The following is a 23,933-nucleotide window of genomic DNA, read 5'->3' on the forward strand; positions in this document are numbered from 1 at the left end:
AAGGACGGAAATGGGTTTGCTTGAATAGGACACGGTAGCCCTCTCTGACGAGACAGGCTTGCAGTGTCCGATTCAATGACTAGTTTGTCAATTGGTCACTAGTCACTATTTGGAGACATCAGGGTGACAGGCTACGCAGCACCAGGCTGATGACCTCATTGGGTCCATCGGGCAACAGATCCAGGCTGTGCTGCAACATCACCGGATTGGTGAAAGGCTGCATCGCCTGGGTAATGGCCCGGCAGGTTTCGTCCAGCGGCGTCTTGCGCTCGAACTCGCCCGATTGCCTTCCTTCGACAATGATCTGCTCAAGCATGGCGTAGATCTTGTCGCCGTACTGCGTCGACGATGACCACTTCTCGATGACCGAATGCGAGGCGATGTCGTAGAGCTTGCGGTCCGAAAAAAACAGCTCTGCACTGGCAGTGACGATCGCGCGAAACATGCGTCGCAGCTTGTCTGTCGGGGTTTTTGCATCCGCCATCGACAGGGCGACGCTGGCCAGCACGGCATCCAGGCACTGGTTGCAGATGGCTTCGCCGATCGCCTGCTTGGAATCGAAGAACTTGTAGATGTAGGCCTTCGAAAATCCGATTTCCTTGGCAAGGTCGGAAACCGTTGTCTTGCCGTAACCGTACTTGGCGAAATGCTCGTTGGCGGCAGATACGATCTGCTCGCGGATCGTGTGGTCGGCCGGTCCGCGCTGGCCGGCTGACTGATCGTGTGGAAGAGTGCTCATGATCGAGTTTTACCATCCCCAGAGAGATTGTTGACGGGAACTGACAACGGTTAATCATTGACATGAAGTGACCATATTGAATTATAGTCACTAAAATATCTTGTGAAGCCATGACATGCGCGCCGCATCTGCAACCGTTCCCTTCATCCTGGCCATCTCCTTGCTGAGCGCCTGCACCGTTGGCCCTGACTATCGCCGAGCTGAACTCACTGCACCAGACACGTTCATGGGCACCCAGGCGGTGGCCCAACGTGCAGCGGCATCCCACGCCGACCTGGCCAAGTGGTGGGAAGGATTCGATGACCCTTTGTTGACGAAGCTGGTGTTGCGGGCGCTGGACGAAAATCTGGATGTTGCGCAGGCCGTCACGCGTGTCGCACAGTCACGAGCGTCCTTGCAATCAGCCAATGCTGCGCTGTTGCCAGCGGGTGATGTCAGTGCACAGTCCACCCGCGCCCGCCAGTCACTGGAAACGCCACTTGGCCGTGTATTGAATGCCACCCCTGGCTTCGACCGAGACGGTGAATTGCACGAAGCCAACCTAGGGGCGCGCTGGGAAATCGATGTATTCGGTGGGCTGGACCGCAATCAGGAAGCTGCACGCGCGCAGTTCCAGGCATCCCAGGCAGGTGTGGCCGGTGCGCGTCTGATGGTGGCGGCCCAGACGGCCGATACCTATGTCGCGGTGCGCGGCCTGCAGTCGCGCATTGCCATCGCCAGGCAACAGGTCGAGACACAGCGCCGACTGCTTGCCGTCGTGAAACTGCAGTTTCAGGCGGGCGTCGCGGCGGAACTGCAAATGCGCCAGGCGGAAGGTGCTCTGTCGCAGGTCCAGGCGAGCATTCCCGGGCTGGAAAATGGCCTGGAAGCCGGCATGAACGCGCTGGATGTATTGCTTGGCGCACAGCCCGGCACCTACCGGGCCGAGCTTCAGACACCTGCGGCAATTCCGTCCGCTCCCGCCATTGCCCATGCAGGCGGGCCGGCAGACCTGATCCGACGCCGTCCCGACCTGATCATTGCCGAGCGTCGCGTGGCGGCATCCAACGCCCGGATCGGCGCGGCAATGTCCGAGTACTACCCGAAGTTTTCCATCAGCGGCCTGCTGGGCTTTGCAGGCACCAGCAGCGGCAACCTGGGTAACGGCAGCACCTTGCAGGCACAAGGCACGTTCGGCTTGCGCTGGCGCTTGTTCGATTTCGGACGGGTCGACGCCGAGATTGCGGCAGCGCGCGGCCAGAACGCGGAAGCATTGGTGGCCTACCGACAATCTGCCCTGCGCGCCTCCGAAGATGTGGAAAACGCATTCACTGCCTTGGTCAAACGGGAGACTGAGGAGCGCCTGCTGGCTGATGGCGAACAGGCCTTGGCCCGCGCCCGGGACGTCTCGATGAAGGCTTATCAGGGCGGCGTGGTCAGCCTTATTGAAGTGTTGGACGCCGACAGCCGGCTTTTGCGGACGCGCGATGCCCGCGCGCAGGCTCAGGCTGAAGCATCGCGTGCCGCAGTCGCCTCGTTCCGGGCATTGGGCGGCGGATGGAATGTAAACGGTGACACACCAAGTGATTCATGAGCAAGATTCATAGGGTCATGCGATAAGCAACGCCTAGTAACCCGCCCTCGCGTTCTGTACCTTTTGGTCACTGCGGCATTGACAGCTTCCTGTCAGGATTCCCCATTCCCGCCGCAAGTTCCCACAAGGATGTAGATGGTCGCCCCCCAACGATCAGAACCTCAGGCCCAACTGTCGGTCTTCGACGCCGTCATGATCGTGGTGGGCCTGATCGTCGGCATCGGCATTTTCCGGGCACCGTCCATCGTCGCAGGCAACGTGGCGTCCGAAGCCATGTTCATCGCCGTCTGGTTGATCGGCGGTGCAGCGACCCTGATTGGTGCGCTCTGTTATGCCGAGCTATCCGCCGCGCACCCGAACGCGGGCGGCGAATACCATTTTCTGTCCAAGGCCTATGGCAAGTCGGTTGCCATGATGTTCGGCTGGGCACGCTGCGCCGTGATCCAGACGGGCGCGATTGCTGCCGTGGCCTTCATGCTTGGCGACTACCTTGCGCAGATCGCGCCGATGGGCATTTACGGTCCCGCCATTTATGCGGCCTTATCAGTGGTGGTGCTGACGGCAGTCAATGTAGTAGGCACGACCGAGAGCAAAAACCTGCAGATCGTGGTGACCTTTCTGGAAATCGCGGCCGTGCTGGCCATCATCTGGTTTGGTTTTTTCGGCACTCCTGACCTGACACGCCTGACGCCTGTCGTCACCCCGCCGCAAACCGCTGCACTTGGCATGGCCATGATCTTTGTGCTGCTGAGTTACGGCGGCTGGAATGAAGCCGCCTATCTGACCGGCGAGCTGAAAGATGCGCCACGCAACATCGCCAAGGTGCTGACGCTGGGCACGCTCATCACGGTAGGCCTGTACGTGCTGACCAACTGGGCCATGCTGTCTGTGCTTGGGCTTGATGGCCTGCGTAATTCCAATGCGGTTGCGGCTGACATGATGCGCGTCGTGGCCGGTCGCCCAGGCGAAATACTGGTGACGCTGGCGATTGCCGTGGCAGCTGTCTCGACCTTGAACGCAACCATCTTCACAGGCTCGCGCGTGTTCTACGCGATGGCGCGCGACCTGACAGTCATGCGCTGGGTCGGCACCTGGAATGGACGAGGCAAGACGCCCGCCAATGCTCAATTGCTGCAAGCGGCGATTGCACTGGCCTTGATCGGCATGGGTGCGGTGACGCGCGATGGCTTCAAGGCGATGATCGACTACACCGCACCGGTGTTCTGGCTCTTTCTGTTGCTGGTGGGATTGGCACTGTTCGTGCTGCGGCGACGTTACCCCCAGCGCCCCTTGCCGTACCGCGTGCCGCTCTACCCGTTCACACCCATCGTCTTCTGTCTGACCTGTGCCTACATGCTTTACGCCAGCCTGGCGTACAGCGGCAAGGCTGCATTGGTCGGGCTGGTGGTGCTGGCCGCCGGCACGCCGATTCTGCTGTTCAAGTCCAAACATGGGGGCGAGACAAGCTATCGAACGGCCCCCAGCAACACGGCATTGAAGTAGTCTTTTTGCATCCTTACCTGAACCCATAACCTGGAATCTTCCATGACGACCCTGCGCAAATCCGTGATCGCCATTGCCCTGTGCACGCTTGCTGCGAGCGGCAGCGCCTGGGCGCAAAGCGCTGCAACCGACACGTCCACCTACAAGCCGACCGTAGGCCAGGCAGGCAAGGACGTCGTCTGGGTACCCACCGCCCAGACCCTGGTCGACCGCATTCTGGACATGGCCAAGCTGACGCCGGAAGACAAGCTGGTCGACCTGGGATCGGGCGATGGGCGCACCGTCATCACGGCCGCCAAGCGCGGCGCGACCGCACGCGGGATCGAATTCAATCCCGACATGGTGGCGATCTCCAAACGCGCCGCCGCAGCGGAGGGCGTGACGGCACGCGCAACGTTTGAACAGGCGGACATCTTCCAATCCGATTTCTCGAACGCAACCGTCGTCACGCTGTTCCTGCTGCCCGACCTGAACGTGCGCCTGCGCCCCACCCTGCTGGCGATGAAGCCAGGCACGCGCGTGGTGTCCAACTCGTTCATGATGGGTGACTGGCAGCCCGACGAGTCGTCGCAGGTGAAAGAGGATTGCACCAACTATTGCAATGCCTATAAGTGGATTGTGCCGGCACAGATCGAAGGCGCGTGGAAGCTGGGTGACAAGGACGTGAGCTTCGACCAGCGCTATCAGAAGTTCGAAGGTTCGCTGCGCCAGGGTGGCCAGGCGACCCCGATCACCGAAGGCAGTCTGGACGGTACGCGCATTGCGTTCACGGCGGGCAGCGACAAGTACGCGGGTGAAGTGAACGGCAATCAGATCAAGGGCACGATCAACGGCCAGACGGCCTGGACGGCCACGCGCGCAGCGCGTTAAGCAGCGCGAGAGCCCCCTGTTGTATACCTTGGCAGCAGCGCATGTAGTTGCACTGCCAAGGTGTGCTTCACGTATAGCGATGAAAACGGATTAGCTCAACGCTGATCGACGATCATCTTCAACGCCGGTACACGCATCACTGCTGCTGCGATCTGCCTGTTCACCTTTGAACGCAGGACATCTACACCTTCAGCAGTTTCTCCGCGACAGCGAGCCAACATATCGTCGTTAGCTGTGAAGCTGGCAGGCGTTACCCCACCAAAAACATTCTGCACCCTGGCGTTCTGGCAACGGCCACCTTCGCTGCTGATCGTGCCACGAACCACTTCTTCAAAGATTGGCTTGCCACCAGTGGTTGCGGTAACGACATAACCATATTCAACGCTGGAACCACTGCTGATGAGCTCATATAGATACGAGGCATTTTTGGGCATCAGCAACGCGGCCTTCAGTATGTCCACCTCGTGAAACGCGTAGATCACCGTCTGCGCACGTTCCGGCTGCACCGTCTCGTTGTGGCGGAGCTTTTCGACGGTGACAACGGTGGCACCGCCAGCCACCCATTCGATTCCAGGTTCGATCCCGATAGTCTGGGCAAGATCGTCCTTGAACAAGCGGTCTGCGCCAAGCACGACCAAGGTGGCGGTGGTCGTCAATTCATTGCGACGTGCGACAGCGACGTCGTTGAAGACTTCGCCGACCGCATCAAGCTCAGAACGCCGGAGCTTCAATTTCATCAGAGCATTGCGGATGAGCGTCTTCTCTTCCATGCTTGTGTCATCAAGCTTATAGAAAGCAATCATCCGTGCAATGGGTCGGCTCGCAGCATCAGGCTCTCGGGCGAGCCTGCTAATGGTGCGATCAAGGATAAGACGACGCGGTTGTGGCAGTTGCAGCGCGGGCAAATCTGAGATGTCATCAAAGAGCGTGATCGGTATCGCGCCGCTCTTGTTTGCCGACGTCATTTCGGCATCGAAGAAGCGATTCAGCCAATCGGTATTGGCAGCAGGCAATACTTCTTCCCGGCGCAACGTCTGCAAAGACTCCCGCCGTTGCTGGGAGGACTGCACTCCCCTGAGCGAGGCAATTTGCTGCTCGACATGGTAGGTATAGGCAGCGGCCGCTTCTGGATTCGTTGCGAAATAAGCGCGGGCTTGGGCCGGTCCCGTTTCGCGCTCAAGTGCGAAGTCCACACTGCGACTACCGGTGTTGATATCGCCGCTCACGAATGCCGATCTGGCATCCTCTATTAGCACGGTCGCCCGTTCAGTTTCTGTATAGAACTGCTTGGCACAGCCCGCCAGTAATAGAGCGACGCTTAACGTGATGATTCGAGCGGCTATCGACATATCTTGTTATTACAACCAGTTACGGGTAGCCAAGCATAGTCTCATCCGTACGTAGGACACGCAAGCATCTGACTTACCATCCGTTTGCTTCACCACGTTCGGTCATCACGCTTCCAACGCTCAGGCATCGCATGTCGCAACACGACTGGTTCATCTTCCCGACACACCCTCACCTGCCGCCACCGGATTGGCCTGCGCTGTCACAGCGGCTGATCGATACCGGCATCTTGTTGCCGGCAGATGGCCAGCATATTGCGCCGGAAGACCTGCGGGAGCTGTCCAGTGAACTGGCCATACACGGACAAACCTCATGGGTAGATATCGATCCATCGTGGCGAACGACGGCAGATGTCGTTGATGCGTATCGCGCCTCTTCTGAAGCGATCGCTCGTCTGTCGCTTGCACCTGGCCTGTCGATGGCAGACACCGTGGCCACGATGCGTGAACAAGGGTTCGCCTTTCAGTTCTGGCCCTCGTCCGATGCAGAGCGCTGCGCCTGGGGTGGTACACGGCATCGGCTGGGGGATGCGGCAGCAGCACTGTTCGATGACAAGGACGAGTGGGTACGTGAGGCGAACGCCTTGTCATTCAGCCTGCTGGCCTATGCGGGCAGCCCGAACGTGACGGCGGGCGAGAACCTGTGCGCGCCCTTGCGGCCGGGTACCGACGAGCCGCTTGAACTGATGGCACCTTTCGGCACGCATGTGGACTTCATCGGCGCAGCCTATGAAGATCCGGCCGTGACCTGGACCGACCCGGACACCGGCAAATCCTTCCACATATTTGATCTGGACTGGAGCCAGAGCTTGGGCCTCGGATACCGCTTCTTGAAGATAGAGGGCGGCTGGCATGCCGATTTCTTCGAGCGCTTGCGTGCGCATCTGGCAGGCCTGCTTGGCCAACCGATGACGATCTCGCACCAGCATCTTTGACGGCATCAAGGCAAGCAGCTAGCCAGTACCCCCTAAGAGAGTTTCCATGGATGGCAGCGTGCGACGTAAACGGGTGCTGACCGCACACTGGATAGGTGCCGAGGGTGCGACGCTGCCAGCCCGACACACGAAAAAACACCCCGAAGCCTTGAAGACATTCGGGGTGTTGTCTGGGTACGCAGGTTCAGCACCGACGTTCTGAACCCACGCAGCCCGTGCAGTCATCGCATCACACCGGCAACTGATGGGCCACCGGTCCGCACACCAAGGCGCGCGGACCGGCTCATGCGATCACTTCGCCGGCGTGGCTTGCGCCGCAGCCAGCGCCGTCATGTTGACGATGCGGCGCACGGTCGACGACGGGGTCAGGATGTGCACCGATGCGGCCGCACCCAGCAGGATCGGGCCGATGGTCACGCCGTGACCGCCGATGGTCTTCAACACGTTGAACAGAATGTTCGCCGCGTCCAGGTTCGGGCAGACCAGCACGTTGGCCGAGCCGGTCAGCTTGCTGTTGGTCTGGCCGGCTTGTGCACGCACGACTTCCGACAAAGCGGCGTCGCCATGCAGCTCGCCATCGGATTCGATGTGCGGGGCCAGTTCCTGGAAGCGCTCGAAAGCTGCGCGCATCTTGCGGGCCGACGGACGTGTGGAGCTGCCGTAGTTCGAGTGCGACAGGAATGCCACTTTGGGCGGCAGACCGAAGCGTTCGACTTCCTGGGCAGCAGCCAGCGCGATATGCGCCAGTTGCTCGGCGTCCGGCTCGTCGTTGATGTAGGTGTCAGCGATGAACAGGGTCTGCTCGGGCAACATCAGCGCATTCAGTGCCGCAAAGCCATTGGCACCGTCTTGCAGGCCGATGATGTTGTTGATGTGCTCAAGGTGATGGTCGTAGCGACCTACCGTGCCGCACAGCATGGCGTCGGCGTCACCCAGCTTGACCATCAACGACGCGATCAAGGTGTTCGAGCGGCGCACTGCTGCCTTGGCGGCGTCGGGCGTGATGCCGTCGCGTGCCATCTTCTCGTGATAGGCCTCCCAGTACTGGCGGAAGCGCGGATCGTCTTCGGGGTTCACGACGTCGACGTTTTCGCCCAGCTTGATGCGCAGGCCAGCCTTGCGTACGCGGGCTTCGATGACAGCCGGACGACCGATCAGGATCGGACGTGCCAGTTGTTCGTCGATGACGACTTGCACGGCGCGCAGCACGCGTTCGTCTTCACCTTCGGCGTAGGCGACGCGCTTGGTTTCGGCCTTGGCGGCAGCGAACACCGGGCGCATGAACATGCCGGTTTGGTAAACGAAACGGGTCAGGCTTTCGCGATAGGCAGCGTAGTCTTCGATCGGGCGGGTTGCCACACCGGACTCTTGTGCGGCGCGAGCCACGGCCGGGGCAATGCGCAATATCAGGCGCGCGTCGAAGGGCGTCGGGATCAGGTAGTCGGGGCCGAACACCAGTTCCTGGCCGGGGTAGGCAGCGGCCACTTCGTCGCTGGTCTCGGCCTTGGCCAAGTCAGCGATTTCGCGCACGCATGCAAGCTTCATTTCCTGCGTGATCTTGGTCGCGCCGCAATCCAGGGCGCCACGGAAGATGTACGGGAAGCACAGCACGTTGTTGACTTGGTTCGGGTAGTCCGAACGGCCGGTCGCGATGATGCAGTCCGGGCGGATGGCCTTGGCCAGTTCCGGGCGGATTTCAGGTTCCGGGTTGGCCAGTGCCAGGATGATCGGCTGACGCGCCATGGTCTTGACCATGTCGGCGGTCAGCACACCAGGAGCCGAGCAGCCCAGGAACACGTCAGCACCATTGACCACGTCGGCCAGCGTGCGCGCGTCGGTCTTCTGTGCGTAGCGTGCCTTGGACGGATCGAGGTTGCCCGGGCGGCCTTCGTAGATCACACCCTTGGAATCGACCATGAAGATGTTCTCGCGCTTCACGCCGAGACCAACCATCACGTCGACGCAGGCAATGGCAGCTGCGCCCGCGCCCGACACGGCGATCTTCACGTCACCGATTTCTTTGTTGACCAGTTCCAGGCCGTTCAGCAGTGCAGCCGACGAGATGATCGCGGTGCCGTGCTGGTCGTCGTGGAAGACCGGAATGTTCAGGCGCTCGCTCAGCTTCTGTTCGATGTAGAAGCACTCGGGGGCCTTGATGTCTTCCAGGTTGATACCGCCCAGCGTGGGTTCCAGCGAGGCGATGATTTCGACCAGATTGTCGGGATCGCGCTCGGCCAGTTCGATGTCGAACACATCCACGCCAGCAAACTTCTTGAACAGGCAGCCCTTGCCTTCCATCACCGGCTTGCCGGCCAGCGGACCGATGTCGCCCAGGCCCAGCACGGCCGTGCCGTTGGTGATCACGCCAACCAGATTGCCACGCGAGGTGAACTCGTAGGCCAGCGACGGGTCGGCCTGAATGTCCAGGCACGGATAGGCAACGCCGGGCGAGTAGGCCAGCGACAAGTCGCGCTGGTTGACCAGCGGCTTGGTCGGCGTGACCGAAATCTTGCCCTTGCTCGGAGAGCGGTGATATTCACGCGCTGCGTCGCGGAGCGCTTTTTCTGCGTCTGAAAGGGGGGAGGACACGATGGACTACCTTTGGTGTTGCTTTCGTAAGGATCAGAAAGATACCCCGAACTGGCCGCTCCCGCGACGTCAACACCGCTGGCCGGTGATGATTTTTTTATTGAGAATGAAAAAGCCGCGCCGCCTCCCGGCTGCGCGGCTGCTTGTGCACTTGCAGCAAAAAGGGGTCAATCGTATTTTTCGGGCAGGATGATGTGATCCACATAGCCCAGGCGGTAGATCGTGCGAATGGCGCGATCGGCGTCACAGGCTCGGGGCTGAACCGGACAAGGCAGCGTTCGCCCTCCCCCTTCTTCCAACGTGCAATCCTCGTCGTCAACGTCACCCCACAGCCCACCCTTGCGCGGCCGGAACATCCAGCGGATGTAGCCACGATTGGCAGCCAGCCACATCAGCTCTTCACGGTCAGGCGCGTCGGCGACGACCACGTGTTCCTGGCCCGGCTCCTGATCGGGATATTCACCAAAGGCGCGATAACAGGCCAGCGTTTCGCTGTCGGTGGCCCCCAGTCGCCACCACGGCCGGCCCACCAGCCGTTCGACATCCCAGGCACCAAGCTGCCAAGCTGCATCGAGCATGGCCTGATCGACCGATTCGACCGAGTCCCAGCGCTGGTTGATCTGCATGGCCGACCCTGCAACCGGGCGGCTGGGGGTGGGAATGCCGGGGATGGAGACGGGCGTCTCCTTGCCGAATCCGTGCCAATGCAGGATGAGAATCATCGGCGTGTCCGCCTTGGCGGCGGCTGCCACGGTTACCGCGAAAAGCGGCAGGCCCATGGCGGTGCTGTGCGCCGAAATCGTGTCGAAGATCTCCATGGAAGCTCCCGAGTCGATGCGTGGACGACGATTTCACTGTAGACCTCGACCTCGGGGCGTGCAAGACGACTCATCCGCAATGCAACACTCGGTTGACGAACGTAGCGCCTAGGCGTGGGCGGGCTGATCGCGCTTGCGACCATCCCACCTGTCACCAAGTTCATAGGCGGCGGTGGCCAGCGGAACCAGTGCACGCTGCGACGCGCCCAGCGGGTTGCCGACAAAGCGGCCACCGTCGAAAGCGCAGGCGGGCGCATGTTTAGCGGCGATCTTGCGGGCGATGCAGAAACCGAGATAGGTCATCAAGGCCACGCCGTTGCCGTTGCAGCCCACGGCGTAATGAATGCCGTCTTCCTCGCCAATGTGCGACAGCTTGTCGAAGGTCATGGCGACCCGCCCCTTCCAGGAATGCGATAGCCGCACGCCATGCAGTTGCGGCCACACGGCCAGCAGCTTCTTGTACATGCGGGCAGCGGCTTCTGCCTCGCTGATGTCGAACACGGCCGGACGCGAGCCGAACAGAATGCGCTGACCGTCAGGAGATGGCCGGGTATAGAACAGGTTCAGTTTGGAATCGCTGATCATCACGCGGCGCGGGTTGATGGCATCCATCAAGCCGGGCGGCAATACATCAGTCGCGATCTGATAGCTGGTCACCGGTACCAGGCGTCGCTGCAAATAGGGAGACGCGCTACCGGTATAGCCGTTCGTGGCCATCACGACATGACGGGTATGGATCGTGCCTCGACCGCTCTTGACCTCGAAGCCCGCGCCACGCCGAATGACTTGCTGAACCGGCGCATGAGAATGCAGCGTGGCCCCCCGCGTGCGAGCCAGCTGGCGCAAACTGCGATGGTATTTGGCGGTATGCAGGCCACCGTAGTCGTCAACCAGAATGCCACCGTAGTAATAGTTGGTTCCGACCAATGCAGCTTGCGCCGTGCGATCGATGTCATGCACCTGCACGCCGGTACGTGCATGCAGCAGCGCGCCCTGGGCTTGCAGTCGCGTGTAGTGCTGCGGCGTGTAGGCACCAAAGAAGCGGCCGGGGAACGCCAGGTCGGCATCCAGCTGATTGGTCTGCACCAGGTCTTTGATGAACTGGAAGCTGCGCAAGGACTCATCCAGCAGACGCTGCCGCCGCTCTTCCGACACGCCCTTGATGGCATTGCTGACCACCAGCTTCTGGCCGCTGGACACCATGCCACCGCTGCGGGTGCTGCCACCGATACCCAGTTCTTTTTCGTCCAGCACGGCCACCGACAGGCCGCGCCCGGCCAGCTCGATTGCGGCGGAAAGCCCGCAGTAGCCACTGCCGACGATCACCACATCGGCATCACCGGGCAAAGCCGCCATGGCGGTTTCCGGCGGGGCGGCATCCCACCAGTAGGGGTCGGTCTTGAAATCCGGCGAATAGCACGACTCAGTCGACATGATGGCTCTGCAAGAAAGGTAAGGGGTAGGCGCGTGGGGTCTGAAAAATTCTAGGTACGCGCTACTATCCGGTCAAATATCAGTTTTTCGACTCACTATTCAAACGGGATATACATTAGTCATGGCCAACAAGGTCCCGGTGAACCAACGACAGATCGAAGCATTCCGGGTCGTCATGCAGCGCGGCACCATGACCGGCGCGGCAGAAGCCTTGAAGACCTCGCAGCCCACCATCAGCCGCCTGATCGCCGAGCTGGAAGCAGCCACCGGGCTGACACTGTTTGCACGCCTGGGCAATCGCCTGCAGGCAAGCGCGGCCGGGCTGGCGTTCTACCGCGAAGTCGAATTGAGTTTCATCGGTCTGGACAAGCTCACCCAGACCGCCCATGAAATTGCGCGCTTCGGCTCGGGACGCCTGCGCATTGCCGCCGCGCCGGTGCTGGCGCTGGGCGTGTTGCCGGCCGTCATCGCACAATTCAGGCAGGCCTACCCCACCGTATTGGTGGCGCTGGAAATGCGCAGTGAATCGACCATCAGGCGCTGGGTGTCTTCCGCGAATTGCGATGTGGGATTCGCTACGGCGCTGCCCGACACCAGCGGTGGCAAGTCAGACCTGATCTACACGGCACCGGGCGTGTGTGTGTTGCCGGCGGGGCATCGATTGGCAAGCCGCAGCACCTTGTCGGCCACGGACCTGCGCGATGAACCGCTGATATTTCCTTCACACGCCGACATGACGCGCACCGCGCTGGACCAGGCGTTTCAGCAAGCGGGTGTGACGCAACTTCCCGCCATCGAGACGCCCTACGGGGCCACGATCTGTTCGCTGGTTGCGCACGGCGCAGGCGTCGGAATCGTCAATCCGCTGGCTGCCGCGGCGCATGATCAGGACGATGTGGTTTACCGGCCCTTCACACCCGACATCGTGTTTTCGGGGTACGCCGTTCACCCGGACAGCCAGGAGGTGAATGCGCTGGCACGGGTGTTTGCCGACATGGTGCGCGATCACGTTGCGGGCCTGCTGGCGCGTTTTGACGTTCAGAAAATCGGCAGACGAAAGCGCCCTGTGGGCAAAAAACCGCGTGATGCAGCCCCGGATTGACGTAACCGACGAAGCGGCAGATAGTTGCCAAAAGCAAATACCTGGCTACCATGACGTCCGATGCCCTGCACGAACGCGCGCTGACCGTCCGCCGCTTCAACCGTTTTTATACGCGCCAGATCGGGGTGCTGCACGAACATCTGCTGCACAGCAGTTTCTCGCTGACCGAACTTCGCATTTTGTTCGAACTGGCACAACAGGAATCGCTGACCGCCACCGATCTCTGCCGTGAACTTGGCCTCGATCCCGGCTACCTGAGCCGGGTGATTGCAGGTTTCGAAAAGCAGGGCTTGATCGAAAAAACGCGCAGCCCTCATGACGGGCGCGCGATGCAGCTGAGCCTGACCACCCTGGGTCGGGACACCTACACGCCCTTGAGCCAGGCCTCGCAGCAGGAAGTGGTCGAGATGCTCGCCAAGCTTTCATCAGACGAACAGCGGCAACTGATCGACGCCATGCACAGCATTGAAAGCTTGCTGAGCAGGCCCTGACGGGGACACCGGGGGGCACACGCGTGAGCAACACCCGATTTCTTGCAATTGTCGCGGCCGCCGCAACCGGCGTGCTGGTGGGCGCGGCCATGGTGTCCACACGCAGCCTGACCAGCGCCGCGCCGCCGGTCACCATTGCTTTTCTGCGCTACCTGATAGGTGTGGTGATGCTGGGGCTGCCGGTGCTGCTGGCGCACCGTATACGCTTTGCGGGCAAGGACGCGGCCGCCATCGCCGCGCTGGGCGTCTTGCAGTTCGCCGTGTTGATCGTTCTGCTGAACATTGCCTTGGGCAGCCTGTCGGCGGCAACGTGTGCATTGATCTTCTCGACCATGCCGCTCGTCACCTTGTGCTTGGCGGTAGGTCTGAGACAAGAACGTTTCAGCATGGCGCGATTGGCTGGCGTGAGCCTGGCCGTTGCCGGCGTGGCGGTGCTGTTGCAGGCCACGCTGAAGCAGGATGGCTCGGGCAGCAGCGACATGACGGCCATGGCTGCCTTGATTGGTGCCACGCTGATCGGCGCAATCTGCAGCATGCTGTATCGACCCTATGTGCAACGTTATGCCGCCCTGCCCGTCAGCGCACTGGCCATGCTGGCCGCCGTACTCTTCCTGGCCTGCCTGTGCGTGGCAACCGGGCAGCCGCTTGCGCCATCACTGAACGCGGTGCAGTGGGGGCACATCGGCTTCATCGGTCTGGCCAGCGGCGTGGGTTATTTCTGCTGGCTATGGGCGCTGAGCCAACTGGACGCCAGTCGCGTCGTCGCCTTCCAGGCACTGGGGCCCATCACCGCCGCCGCCATCGAACTGCTGCTGACGCGTGCGATGCCGTCCTGGACACAATGGTTGTCGATGATCCTGGTGATCGCAGGCTTGAGATTGGCCAGCGTCACACGCGCCAAACGAACCGCATAGATGCTCGCTATTTGATAGTAATTCTCAACTAGAATGGCGTCTCTTTTCAGATGGCCTTGCGTATGAGTCCCCGCACCCCCACACCCGCCCCCTTTTCCCTGCGCCCGCTGCTGGCCGCCAACATGGCCTGCACCATGGCCATGATGGCCTTTGTGTCCCTGATCGGTCCGATCGTGCGCCAGGTGGGCTTGATGGCCTGGCAAGCCGGCGCAGCAGTGACGGTGGGCGGGGTGTTGTGGATGCTGCTGGCGCGTCCGTGGGGGGCGGCCAGCGACAAACATGGACGCCGCAAGATTCTGCTGCTGGGTGTCGGCGGTTTTGTGCTGTCGTACTGGGCCATGGCAGCGGTGATCGATGTGTCCTTGCGGATGATGCCGGCTGCGCTGCTGGTGTTCATCGGGCTGGTCATCACGCGCGGGGCCATCGGTGCGTTCTACGGCGCGATCCCGACTGCAGGCATGGCGCTGGTCGCCGACCACGTTCCGCCCATGAAGCGCGCGGGTGCCATGGCGTCGCTGGGTGCGGCCAATGCCGTCGGCATGGTGGTCGGCCCGGCGCTTGCCGCCATGCTGGCGCAACACAGCCTGAGTCTGCCCCTGTACCTGACGGGCCTGCTGCCGATCATCGCCTTTGTCATTCTGTGGATGGCATTGCCGCGCACCACGCCGGTTCAACACCCGCAACGCGCAACGCTCAAGCTCAACGATGTGCGCCTGCGTCGGCCAATGGCGGTGGCCTTCACGGCAATGTTCTGCGTGGCCGTTGCGCAAATCACCGTGGGCTTCTTTGCGATCGACCGTCTTGGTCTGGTCGGCCCGGCAGCAGCCAAGGCAGCCGGCATTGCATTGACAGCGGTTGGTGTGTCCCTGGTGCTGTCGCAAATGCTGGTGCGCAAGCTGAAGTGGCAACCGCAGCGCATGATCTACGTCGGAGGCCTGGTCGCCGCAATCGGCTTCGGTGCCGTGGCGCTGGCTGAATCGGCTCCGGTGCTGTGGGCTTGCTACTTCGTTGCTGCAGCGGGCATGGGCTGGATATTCCCAGCGTTCTCCGCGCTGGCTGCGAACTCGGTGGAAGCGCATGAGCAAGGTGCTGCCGCAGGCACCGTCGGCGCAGCTCAAGGACTGGGCATCGTGGTCGGCCCATTGGTGGGCACGGTGCTGTACAGCGTGTCGCCGGGCACACCGTATCTGATGGTGGGCGCAATGTTGGCGGCAGTGGCGGTATGGCCGACGGCAGATGCCATGCCACCAGCGGGCAAGGCCGATAACAACACTGACAAGCCCGCAGAAAAAGCCGGCGACAAGCCTGAAACCGTCGCGTAGACCGAAATCTAGGCCGACACCTGGGCCGAATCTCAAACCGAATTCAGGTTGCTGCCTGCACGCCAGCCTGCGATGCTCAGGCCCCCACCCAAGGAGACACCATGCGCAAGGCAGCAACCATTGGACTGATCGGCGGCATGAGCTGGGAAAGCTCATCCGAGTATTACCGCATCATCAATCAGGAAGTTCGCACACGCCTGGGCGGCGTGCACTCGGCACGCAGCCTGATGTTCTCGGTGGATTTCGGCGAGATCGAACACCTGCAGCATGCCGGCGATTGGGAAGCACTGAGCGCAGAAATGATCGACGCCGCACAGCGCCTTGAACGCGGCGGTGCCGATTTCATTCTGATCTGCACCAACACCATGCACCGCATGGCCAATGAAGTCGCGGCCAGCGTGTCGATTCCGCTGCTGCACATCGCCGACCCGACCGCCGCCCAGATCAAGGCAGCAGGACACCAACGCGTGGGCCTGTTGGGCACGGCGTTCACGATGGAACAGGATTTCTACAAAGGCCGCCTGGCAGACCAGTTCGGGCTGGATGTATTGGTGCCCGATTACGCCGACCGCGCCACCGTGCACAAGATCATCTACGAAGAACTGGTGGCCGGCAAAGTGCTGGAATCGTCGCGCGAGGCTTATCGCGGCGTGATCGCCCGGCTGATCGAACGCGGTGCCGAAGCGATCATCCTGGGCTGCACGGAAATCATGTTGCTGGTTAAGCCCGAGGACAGCAGCGTGCCCTTGTTCGACACGACCACCCTGCACGCGCTTGCCGCCGTGGATCGGTCACTGGCGGGCTGACCCGTTTTACGCCGAGCGCACCAGCACCGGTTTATCTTGATACTGGGCCGGAAACACCTTCTTCAACTGCTCGATCTTCGGCTGATCGTTGATCACGATGTAAGGATGATTCGGGTGTCTGACCAGGAAGTCCTGGTGATAGTCATCGGCGGGATAAAACACCTTGTCTGGCTCGATCGTCGTCGCAATCTTCTGACGGAACAGTTTGGTCTGGTCGAGCTGCGCGATGTAGCGCTCGGCAACCCGACGCTGTTCCGCATCGACCGGGAAGATGGTGGACCGGTACTGCGTGCCGGTATCCGGGCCCTGGCGGTTCAGCTCGGTCGGGTTGTGGACGACTGAGAAGAAGATCTGCAGCAAGGTGCCGTAGCTGACCTGGCTTGGGTCGTAGCTGATCTTCACCGCTTCTGCATGACCGGTTCTGCCGCTGCCTATCGCGTCGTAATTGGCGGTTTTTGCATCGCCACCTGCATAACCCGACACCGCATTGCGCACGCCTTTGACGTGCTGATAAACCGCCTGCACGCCCCAGAAACAACCGCCCGCGATCACCGCAACGGCTTCTTTTGCGCCTGATGTAGCCACTACATCATCTGAGGGTGACGGAATCACCGTGACCAGCTCGGCAGCAGAAGCCGGCAACGCCCGCCAGGCAGCCACGGCACCCAGGCAAGGTAGCGCCGCGAGCAAGACCCGTCGACGCACGTCGATCGGGGCCGAAGAAACAAGGATGGCATCGCGACGAGGGCTGCGCATGGATTCAGAATCCTGGAGAAGTGCCGGGCACCGTGTGCCCGATCAGACGTGAAGGTGAGACAAGAAAAGCTTGCACGCGTTCACTTGTTCACGTGACGGGAGACTGCGCGCGTCAGCCGACCAGCTGCGCCAAGGCACGCTGTGCGTAACGGGTGGACGTGGTCAGTTGCTTGGGTAACGCATCCAGCGCGAACCAGCCGATGGCCGCGTGTTTCTCGGGTTCGACCACGCGTGGCGTGCCCGTGAAGGCCGAGGTCAGGTACACCGGGGCCAGCCAGTGCTCGCCCTTGTCCGCATCGATCTGATCGACTACGCACAACAGCTTGATGTCGTGCAGCTCGATACCCAATTCTTCATTGATCTCGCGGCGCACGGCTAGCTCTACCGGCTCCAGGAAGTCGACCTTGCCGCCCGGCAGACCCCAGCAGCCGGCTTCGGGTTCACGCAGGCGTTGGATCAACAGAATCTTGCCGTCTTGCACGATGGCTGCACCGCAACCAAGTCGGGGTTCTTGCATGGAATATTCCTTGTGGGTCGGGGCGCGGTCGGCAGCACAGCACCAGCCGCTGTTGCTGATCCCGCGCGCTGTTGTCAACGCCTTCCGAGCAGTTCCGAGCGCCCGATTTTTTCGGCCTTTGCGGGCTTGATCGGTAAAGGGTCTGAGAATCCGGCCGCAGCAATAGGATTGTCCAGGCTGGGCAGGCTCCAGGTCTTCTGCAGCCGCAGGCTGTTCATGCCGTCATTCCACGCATGCAACATGCGTTTGCCGGTTTCGTGAAAAGCCGCGTGCTGTCGCGCGGCGTCAATGACTTGCGGCGTGACGTGAACGATAGCGTCGCAAATTCGCTCGACGCGTTCGCGTGTCTCTGCCGGCATCACGTTGCAGCGCGTTTGCAGGAAGCGTTCCAGTGCTTTGCCAGGCATCCAGGTACTGCACCCGTCGACAGGCATGCCAGGCGGGTTCTTGGCGTAATCGTCGTAGACCGTGATGGTCAGCATGTCGTAGATCGGGGCCAGCTGGATCTGCTTATCCTCGCCGTAAAGCAGGGCAATGTTCTTGGTGTGGCAATCGGCATTGCGCAGGGCATACGTCAACAGCAGCAGATCGGCCAATTGGGACAGCGCGGCGTTCTGTTGTTCGGGCTGCGCAACCACGTCCTTGATGCGGCCAACGACCCGCTCCCAGGTGGATTCGTACTTCTGTTCGGGACGCAGCGTAAGCAGGCTGCACAGATCTTCCATGCCCTTGCGGGTACAGCCATCGTCCTCGATGTCGAAGCGGTGCACGACCAGGGCCTGACCGTCTTCGGACACCTCGGTAGCGGCAGTTGGGAAGCCTGCCTGGCGCGACACTTCCATGCAAAGGTGCTCGTTCAAGGCAATGCCCGGCAGCCGGGAAGTCGTCCCCTTGATGATGTAGCGGTCGGTAGCCAGAGTGCCTTTGCCGTGCTCGCCCAGCGTGCTCGGGGAAAGAAACTTTGGAACGACCCCGGAAACGCCAGACACTGCATGCCGTCGGACAAGCTCGACAAAAGCTTCCTCGGAGTTGTCGCCACGCAGGACGCCGTTCAAGTCAAAAGGCACGGGGGCTTGTGTGGGATCGGCACCGGGCGTTGCAAGTTTGACGCGCCCAATGGCATTGCGTCCAACCACGGACAGCAGGTTCAGCGGCGAAGCCCCTACGTGTGGGCCAAGCTGTTCCTGAAGAATCGACAGCAGGAAACCCTCGGGCAGATTCATCCTGAAAAGAGGATGCAGTTCAGGGTAGACGTAGGATTCGGTGCGCACCGGCATCAGCAGGGAGACGAACTGATCGGGCGCGACGTCCGGGTGGTAGGTCATCACATGACGAAAGCCGTCGGTGGATTCCAAGGTGGCAACCGGCTTGTCATGTACATACACATGCAGCTTCATGAGGTGCGGCTCCGACGCACCACGTTCCCCTCGTCAGGTGCCTGGGCTTGCCGCTGACGCTCTGCCAATGCGTCGTCCAGGGTGAAGGTGCGTTGCGTCGGCACGAAAGAAAGTTCATGCCCCAGGACTTCCAGCAACCGAAGCAACTTGCGGGAACCGAACTCTGCCACGCCCCCGGTTTCAAACCGCGCAAGCGTTGACTGGCCAAGACCACTGAGGGCAGCCAATTGCTTTTGTGTCATGCCGCGAGCCTGCCGCAACTGCGCGACAGTGCGCCCGAGGGACTGCAGGTTGTCCATATGCTGTATTTGCTATGTTGATCAGGTAAGGATGCAGTGCTTCCAACATAAAAACAAGATTTTGACATTTAAATATAGCAAATACAGCAACTTTGACGACGTCTGAAATTTGCTGTATTTGCCATAAAGCAGATTAGAAAACCAGATAAATTCTTGGACCAATCGGCAAAACCCAAACTTTTTATAGCAAATAAAGCATCAAATCCGCAGCCTCGGAAGATGCAATACTGGCACTTCAGCAGCCTGCGCCACCGACCATCCATGACACTTTCCCCCGACACCCTGCGCCAGATCAGTGACCTGACCCGCACGCATTATCAAGACTCTGCCGAGAGCTTCCGCGAAGGCACGGCCGACCACGATGTCAGTCAGAACATTGCCGCCCTGCTGCGACATATCGAAGGCACCGAGCCTTTCACCATCATGGATTTCGGCTGCGGACCGGGGCGTGATCTGAAGACCTTCAGCGGGCTTGGACACCGTGCAGTCGGGCTGGATGGCACCGAACGTTTTGTCGAGATGGCACGCGACGATTCTGGCTGTGAGGTGTGGCACCAGGACTTCCTGGCGCTGGACCTGCCCGATGCATACTTCGACGGCATCTTCGCCAACGCGGTGCTGTTCCACATTCCTGCGCAAGAGTTGCCGCGTGTGCTTGGACAACTGCGCGCCACCTTGAAGCCGCGTGGTGTGCTGTTCTGCTCGAACCCGCGTGGTGACAATCAGGAAGGCTGGAATCGCGGCCGTTATGGTTCATATCACGACCTGGCGGCGTGGCGTGACTTCATGACAACGGCCGGGTTTGAAGAACTTGAACACTATTACCGGCCGACCGGTTTGCCGCTGGACCAGCAACCGTGGCTGGCCAGCGTGTGGCGGCGCGTGGGCTAAGGCCAGAGCCAACAGCCATCGTGCTGCGCCGGTCAATGTGCATTGCCGGCGCAGCAGCACGACCTTGAAACCCTTGTTGAGCAAAAGCGCTACGGACAAAAGTTCTGTTGAACAAACGCCTTACTGGACCACAGTCGCCGGCGTGCGCTGCATCGGCGACTCGTCCGCAGATTCAGTCACCACCTCCGGCATCGACGCCACATGCACCACCCGCGTCGGGAACGCAAAGCTCACGCCCATTTCAGCCAGGCCATCCATCAATCGGAAATTGAGCGCCTGCTGGATGTCCATGTAAGCGTTGTAGCCCGGGTCGAGCACGATGTAGACCGTCTCGAAATCCAGGCTGCTTTCGCCAAAGCCCTTCAAGTGCGAGCGGTCGAAACGCGTCTTCGGAATGTCGCGCACGATGCGCTCGACCAGCTGCGGAATCTGCTTGGCCTGCTCCGAGGTGCAGGTCCGCGTGACCTTGAACTCAAACACAATGCGGCGTTCGGCCAGGCGCTTGTAGTTCTGAATGGTGGCACCCAGCATGGCGGTGTTTGCCATCACGATCTGCTCGCCGCCCAGGCTGCGAATGCGCGTGGTCTTCAAGCCCACGTGTTCGACGGTACCTGCCAGGGAACCGACGACAATGAAGTCACCCACCTCGAATGGCTTGTCGACGGCAATCGACAGCGAGGCAAACAGGTCACCCAGAATGTTCTGCACGGCCAGTGCCACCGCAATGCCGCCCACCCCCAGGCTGGCGACAAAGGCGGTGATATTGACGCCCAGGTTCGACAGCATGGCCAGCAGCACGATCGCCCACAGCAATACCTTGGCACCCCACATCAGCAGCGAGGACAGCGCGCTCAGCTGCGCGGGCTGACCGCTGGCCCGCCCTTTCAGATAATGCGTCATGCCAAGGCTGATTGCCCGGCTTCCCCACAGCGCCACCTGCAACACCACCACCACGAACCACAGACTGCTTATCCGATCTGCCCAGCGTGCCGGCAATTCAAGCATGCCCGCCCCGATCAGGATGGCTGCCAAGCCGATCAGAAAATTGCTGGTTCCGCCAACCACCAGCGCCGCCACGGCGCTGAACAGCGAATCAGACCGCGAGGCGGCGGCAGTAAATCGGCGGCGCAGGAAACTGACGCCCGCGCGCAGCACCACAAAACTGAGCGAAGCCACGCATAAGGCGAACAGCCAACTCAGCAAGGGAATGCCAAGGAATGAAGTGTCGTTGAATAGGTCAGTGATGAAGCTGCTGTTCATGCGGCGGGGGGTCCTTTCTGAAAACATGCGTGGGCTGACACACCGCAAGCGGTGGCGAGCAGATATCCGGGCAGCACAAGGGCGTGACGGAAACGGGGAAGGCGCTTTGCTTGCTTAGCGATGCAAATGCAGAGGCCAGTGCAGATGGCTCGCACGGCGTTCGTCGCCTGCAAAGACTTGGGGCAGACCTGCTGGTCGCCGCCTTCATGGATCGCCTTTGAAACAGGCGGGTCCTGCGAATGCCGGTACAAAAACCGACTCGCCTTGAAACGCAACGTGGCGAACACGGCGACAGATGGCGTTTCCACCGCACAGCGGGGAAACCGGGTTGAACCAAGGCGGAGCGCACCATACCAACGGAGCGCTCCGTATCCTGGGGACTTACTGCGTCAACTGCTCGTAGCAACTCGCGTAATAGTCGGCCTCGAATTCCTCGGCCGCCTTCTTGCGCGCGTCGGGCGTGTCGCGGCGCGTTTGCACGAAGGCATCGGTGATCATCTCGCGCGCCAGCGGGACCGTGCCCTTGGGCATGTCTTCTGTCGCGCGCATCACCTCTTCCATCGGCACATCACGCTGACGCGCCTCCATGAATGAACGCGCCATCGTGGCCACGTTCAAGCAGGTCTTGCGGGCGTTTTCCGGGCTGGTGGCTGCCTGTGCGCTGAAGGCAAGCATGAAACCTGCCAACACGAACAAACCACGCTGGCCGGCACCAGCCAGACGGGACGCGTACAGCATGATCAGTCTTTACGTGCGGTGACTTCGAGCAGGTGATAACCGAACTGGGTCTTCACCGGGCCTTGAACCACGTTCACCGGGGCGCTGAACACGACTTCGTCGAATTCCTTGACCATCTGGCCGCGGCCGAAGGTGCCCAGGTTGCCACCGTCACGCTTGGACGGGCAGCTGGAGTTGTCCTTCGCCACTTGCGCGAAGTCAGCGCCGCCTTCGATGGCAGCCTTCAGTTCGTTGCACTTCTCTTCCGTGGACACCAGGATGTGGCGGGCGGTAGCTTGGGCCATGAGTCTTGCTCCTAAAAATTGAACCCTAGAGAGTAACGCACTCGCGGCAATCGCCGCTCACCGCGCGCAAAAGCGCCCTTTCAACACAGTGAATACAGCGTCTCCGATGACACCCGCGCCAGCACCAAGCGCTCTTCCAAGGTGGTGGAAATCGCATACTCGGGCGACGTGGTGTCGCGCATCACCGGTTCGACAATGGTGTCGCCATGGCAGCTGATGATGGCTGCGACAACAGGCGTGTTCGCGTTGCTGCCCCGCCGCACCACAATGGCAGCTTCACCCGATGCCAATTGCACGAAGCAGCCCGGCGGGAAGATGCCGAATTCTTTGATCAGCAAGGCGGCAAGCGGATGGCCTTGGCTTTGCAGATATAGCTCGCGCGCCACCTGTTGCGCAGGAATGGCACCCCGATCAGCCCGCCATGCATGCTTGGCGGCGAACTGGTCGGCGAAACGCAGAATCTGTGCACCATCGGTTGGTGTTTCGATGCCACGCGGGTAACCCTGTCCACTCATCTCTTCGTGGTGCTGCTCGACCTTGGCAAGCCACTCTTCGTCTACCAATCCCACTTCGCGCAGCATGGCTGCACTGGTCAACGGGTGGGCATGGATCAAGGCGCGATGCGCATCCGTCAGGGGATCGAGCCGGCCCGCAAGCGTGCCCTGCAGCTCGATGATCGACAGGTTCATGGTCAACGCGGCACACACCAGTCGCAGATGCCGCGTCATCGACCAGCCCAGACGCCGCGCCAGCACACTGCAGACCGTGGCGACGTGCAAGGAGTGCACCGAACCATAGATGGCAAAGCGCGTGTAGTCGTGACGAATGATCAGGAAGATCAGCTGATCCACATTGCGCTCGGTGAGGCTGGCAACGGCCTCTGCAATACCGCGAATGCGCGCGATGAAATCAGCCTCTTCGGGGTGGCTCAGCAACCATGCCAGCTCCAGTTTCAAAGAGGCGTATCGAACCGGCAACGGCGGCGGCACCTCGACCTCGCCCGTTGGTTTGCTGGCATCTCTGAGATGGACGCAGCCACCACGCGCAATCAGGTTTTCAAGGATTGAATCGTTCGCGAGAAGATGGCCACGCGCAAGCAGCAATTGCCCCTCGGCGTCATGCACATCCCAAGGCAGCGGCATGCCCGAACGCACATCCAGCGACGGAATCTCCGCAAGTAAAACCGATCTGATCTGCACAGCAATCCTCTGTGGTCCGGCCAACCTCCACAGGTCTACAGCCGACTGAAGCGCGAGATGCTATCGATTGATTGCGCGTATTTTGTGACTGGCAAGCAGAGTTGAGCCTTGCCAGCAGAGTATTGCGCTGTAGGACTGACAGGTTGACGA

23 protein-coding genes are annotated in these 23,933 nt (G+C 60.9%); 10 read left to right on the forward strand and 13 right to left on the reverse strand.

Translation table 11 applies throughout. The features are described from left to right. Positions 1-118: 118 nt before the first annotated feature. The gene (locus tag FXN63_RS19865; protein ID WP_148816889.1) at positions 119-739 is read right to left on the reverse strand and encodes a TetR/AcrR family transcriptional regulator; all 621 of its coding nucleotides are present in this window, start codon (positions 737-739) and stop codon (positions 119-121) included. Between the two features lie 115 nt (positions 740-854). On the opposite strand from FXN63_RS19865, the gene FXN63_RS19870 reads away from it, so the two are divergent. The 3 genes from FXN63_RS19870 (at position 855) to FXN63_RS19880 (ending at position 4,685) form a co-directional block, all read left to right on the forward strand. Beyond that, on the forward strand, positions 855-2,312 hold the full coding sequence (locus FXN63_RS19870; RefSeq protein WP_148816890.1) for an efflux transporter outer membrane subunit: 1,458 nt from the start codon (positions 855-857) through the stop codon (positions 2,310-2,312). 135 nt (positions 2,313-2,447) lie between these two features. After that, positions 2,448-3,815, forward strand: coding sequence for an APC family permease (locus tag FXN63_RS19875; protein ID WP_148816891.1), 1,368 nt, complete (start codon positions 2,448-2,450; stop codon positions 3,813-3,815). 42 nt (positions 3,816-3,857) lie between these two features. Next, positions 3,858-4,685 carry a class I SAM-dependent methyltransferase gene (locus FXN63_RS19880; RefSeq protein WP_148816892.1) on the forward strand — a complete coding sequence of 276 codons (828 nt, stop codon included), beginning with the start codon at positions 3,858-3,860 and terminating at the stop codon, positions 4,683-4,685. A gap of 95 nt (positions 4,686-4,780) precedes the next feature. Here the strand turns inward: FXN63_RS19880 and FXN63_RS19885 are convergent, their stop codons facing one another. Then, positions 4,781-6,034 (reverse strand): hypothetical protein, encoded by a 1,254-nt coding sequence (locus FXN63_RS19885; RefSeq protein ID WP_148816893.1) that lies wholly within the window; start codon positions 6,032-6,034, stop codon positions 4,781-4,783. Between the two features lie 131 nt (positions 6,035-6,165). Between FXN63_RS19885 and FXN63_RS19890 the strand changes: the two genes are divergently transcribed. Next, positions 6,166-6,966 (forward strand): hypothetical protein, encoded by an 801-nt coding sequence (locus tag FXN63_RS19890; RefSeq protein ID WP_148816894.1) that lies wholly within the window; start codon positions 6,166-6,168, stop codon positions 6,964-6,966. A 291-nt stretch (positions 6,967-7,257) separates the two neighbouring features. Here the strand turns inward: FXN63_RS19890 and FXN63_RS19895 are convergent, their stop codons facing one another. From FXN63_RS19895 to FXN63_RS19905, 3 genes are all read right to left on the reverse strand, one after another. Next, entirely contained in the window at positions 7,258-9,555 is a 2,298-nt protein-coding gene (locus FXN63_RS19895; RefSeq protein WP_148816895.1) for an NADP-dependent malic enzyme, read from the reverse strand. A 167-nt stretch (positions 9,556-9,722) separates the two neighbouring features. Beyond that, positions 9,723-10,373, reverse strand: a complete 651-nt coding sequence (locus tag FXN63_RS19900) for a diguanylate cyclase (RefSeq protein WP_148816896.1) — start codon at positions 10,371-10,373, stop codon at positions 9,723-9,725. A 108-nt stretch (positions 10,374-10,481) separates the two neighbouring features. Then, a complete protein-coding gene (locus tag FXN63_RS19905; protein WP_148816897.1) occupies positions 10,482-11,807 on the reverse strand; it encodes an NAD(P)/FAD-dependent oxidoreductase in 1,326 nt (441 codons plus the stop codon). 121 nt (positions 11,808-11,928) lie between these two features. Between FXN63_RS19905 and FXN63_RS19910 the strand changes: the two genes are divergently transcribed. The 5 genes from FXN63_RS19910 (at position 11,929) to FXN63_RS19930 (ending at position 16,442) form a co-directional block, all read left to right on the forward strand. Next, positions 11,929-12,909, forward strand: a complete 981-nt coding sequence (locus FXN63_RS19910; protein WP_425468628.1) for a LysR substrate-binding domain-containing protein — start codon at positions 11,929-11,931, stop codon at positions 12,907-12,909. 50 nt (positions 12,910-12,959) lie between these two features. After that, the gene (locus FXN63_RS19915) at positions 12,960-13,400 is read left to right on the forward strand and encodes a MarR family winged helix-turn-helix transcriptional regulator (RefSeq protein ID WP_148816898.1); all 441 of its coding nucleotides are present in this window, start codon (positions 12,960-12,962) and stop codon (positions 13,398-13,400) included. 23 nt (positions 13,401-13,423) lie between these two features. Continuing rightward, positions 13,424-14,314 carry a DMT family transporter gene (locus FXN63_RS19920; protein WP_246164906.1) on the forward strand — a complete coding sequence of 297 codons (891 nt, stop codon included), beginning with the start codon at positions 13,424-13,426 and terminating at the stop codon, positions 14,312-14,314. 62 nt (positions 14,315-14,376) lie between these two features. After that, positions 14,377-15,636, forward strand: coding sequence for an MFS transporter (locus FXN63_RS19925; protein ID WP_222863946.1), 1,260 nt, complete (start codon positions 14,377-14,379; stop codon positions 15,634-15,636). A gap of 101 nt (positions 15,637-15,737) precedes the next feature. After that, positions 15,738-16,442: an aspartate/glutamate racemase family protein gene (locus FXN63_RS19930; protein WP_148816900.1), complete on the forward strand. Its 705-nt coding sequence runs from the start codon at positions 15,738-15,740 to the stop codon at positions 16,440-16,442. A 6-nt stretch (positions 16,443-16,448) separates the two neighbouring features. On the opposite strand, the gene msrA is transcribed toward FXN63_RS19930, so the two are convergent. The 4 genes from msrA to FXN63_RS19950 all read right to left on the reverse strand — a co-directional run bounded on the left by msrA (position 16,449) and on the right by FXN63_RS19950 (position 19,411). Further along, on the reverse strand, positions 16,449-17,198 hold the full coding sequence (gene msrA, locus FXN63_RS19935) for a peptide-methionine (S)-S-oxide reductase MsrA (protein WP_148816901.1): 750 nt from the start codon (positions 17,196-17,198) through the stop codon (positions 16,449-16,451). A 112-nt stretch (positions 17,199-17,310) separates the two neighbouring features. Beyond that, positions 17,311-17,715 (reverse strand): NUDIX hydrolase, encoded by a 405-nt coding sequence (locus tag FXN63_RS19940; RefSeq protein WP_148816902.1) that lies wholly within the window; start codon positions 17,713-17,715, stop codon positions 17,311-17,313. Positions 17,716-17,789: 74 nt separating this feature from the next. Then, complete coding sequence (locus FXN63_RS19945) at positions 17,790-19,112, reverse strand: type II toxin-antitoxin system HipA family toxin (RefSeq protein WP_148816903.1); 1,323 nt, start codon at positions 19,110-19,112, stop codon at positions 17,790-17,792. After that, positions 19,109-19,411, reverse strand: a complete 303-nt coding sequence (locus tag FXN63_RS19950; RefSeq protein WP_148816904.1) for a helix-turn-helix domain-containing protein — start codon at positions 19,409-19,411, stop codon at positions 19,109-19,111. Before FXN63_RS19950 ends, FXN63_RS19945 begins: the two co-directional genes overlap by 4 nt. A gap of 261 nt (positions 19,412-19,672) precedes the next feature. Between FXN63_RS19950 and FXN63_RS19955 the strand changes: the two genes are divergently transcribed. After that, positions 19,673-20,302 (forward strand): class I SAM-dependent methyltransferase, encoded by a 630-nt coding sequence (locus FXN63_RS19955; RefSeq protein ID WP_148816905.1) that lies wholly within the window; start codon positions 19,673-19,675, stop codon positions 20,300-20,302. A 120-nt stretch (positions 20,303-20,422) separates the two neighbouring features. On the opposite strand, the gene FXN63_RS19960 is transcribed toward FXN63_RS19955, so the two are convergent. From FXN63_RS19960 to FXN63_RS19975, 4 genes are all read right to left on the reverse strand, one after another. Further along, positions 20,423-21,562, reverse strand: coding sequence for a mechanosensitive ion channel family protein (locus tag FXN63_RS19960; protein ID WP_148816906.1), 1,140 nt, complete (start codon positions 21,560-21,562; stop codon positions 20,423-20,425). A gap of 381 nt (positions 21,563-21,943) precedes the next feature. Beyond that, positions 21,944-22,300, reverse strand: coding sequence for a hypothetical protein (locus FXN63_RS19965; protein WP_148816907.1), 357 nt, complete (start codon positions 22,298-22,300; stop codon positions 21,944-21,946). A 2-nt stretch (positions 22,301-22,302) separates the two neighbouring features. Further along, the gene (locus tag FXN63_RS19970; RefSeq protein WP_148816908.1) at positions 22,303-22,584 is read right to left on the reverse strand and encodes a peptidylprolyl isomerase; all 282 of its coding nucleotides are present in this window, start codon (positions 22,582-22,584) and stop codon (positions 22,303-22,305) included. Between the two features lie 80 nt (positions 22,585-22,664). Next, on the reverse strand, positions 22,665-23,783 hold the full coding sequence (locus FXN63_RS19975; RefSeq protein WP_148816909.1) for an HD-GYP domain-containing protein: 1,119 nt from the start codon (positions 23,781-23,783) through the stop codon (positions 22,665-22,667). Between the last annotated feature and the right edge of the window lie 150 nt (positions 23,784-23,933).

Origin of the sequence: Pigmentiphaga aceris (assembly GCF_008119665.1) — a bacterium.
GTDB classification, from domain to species: Bacteria; Pseudomonadota; Gammaproteobacteria; order Burkholderiales; family Burkholderiaceae_B; genus Pigmentiphaga; species Pigmentiphaga aceris.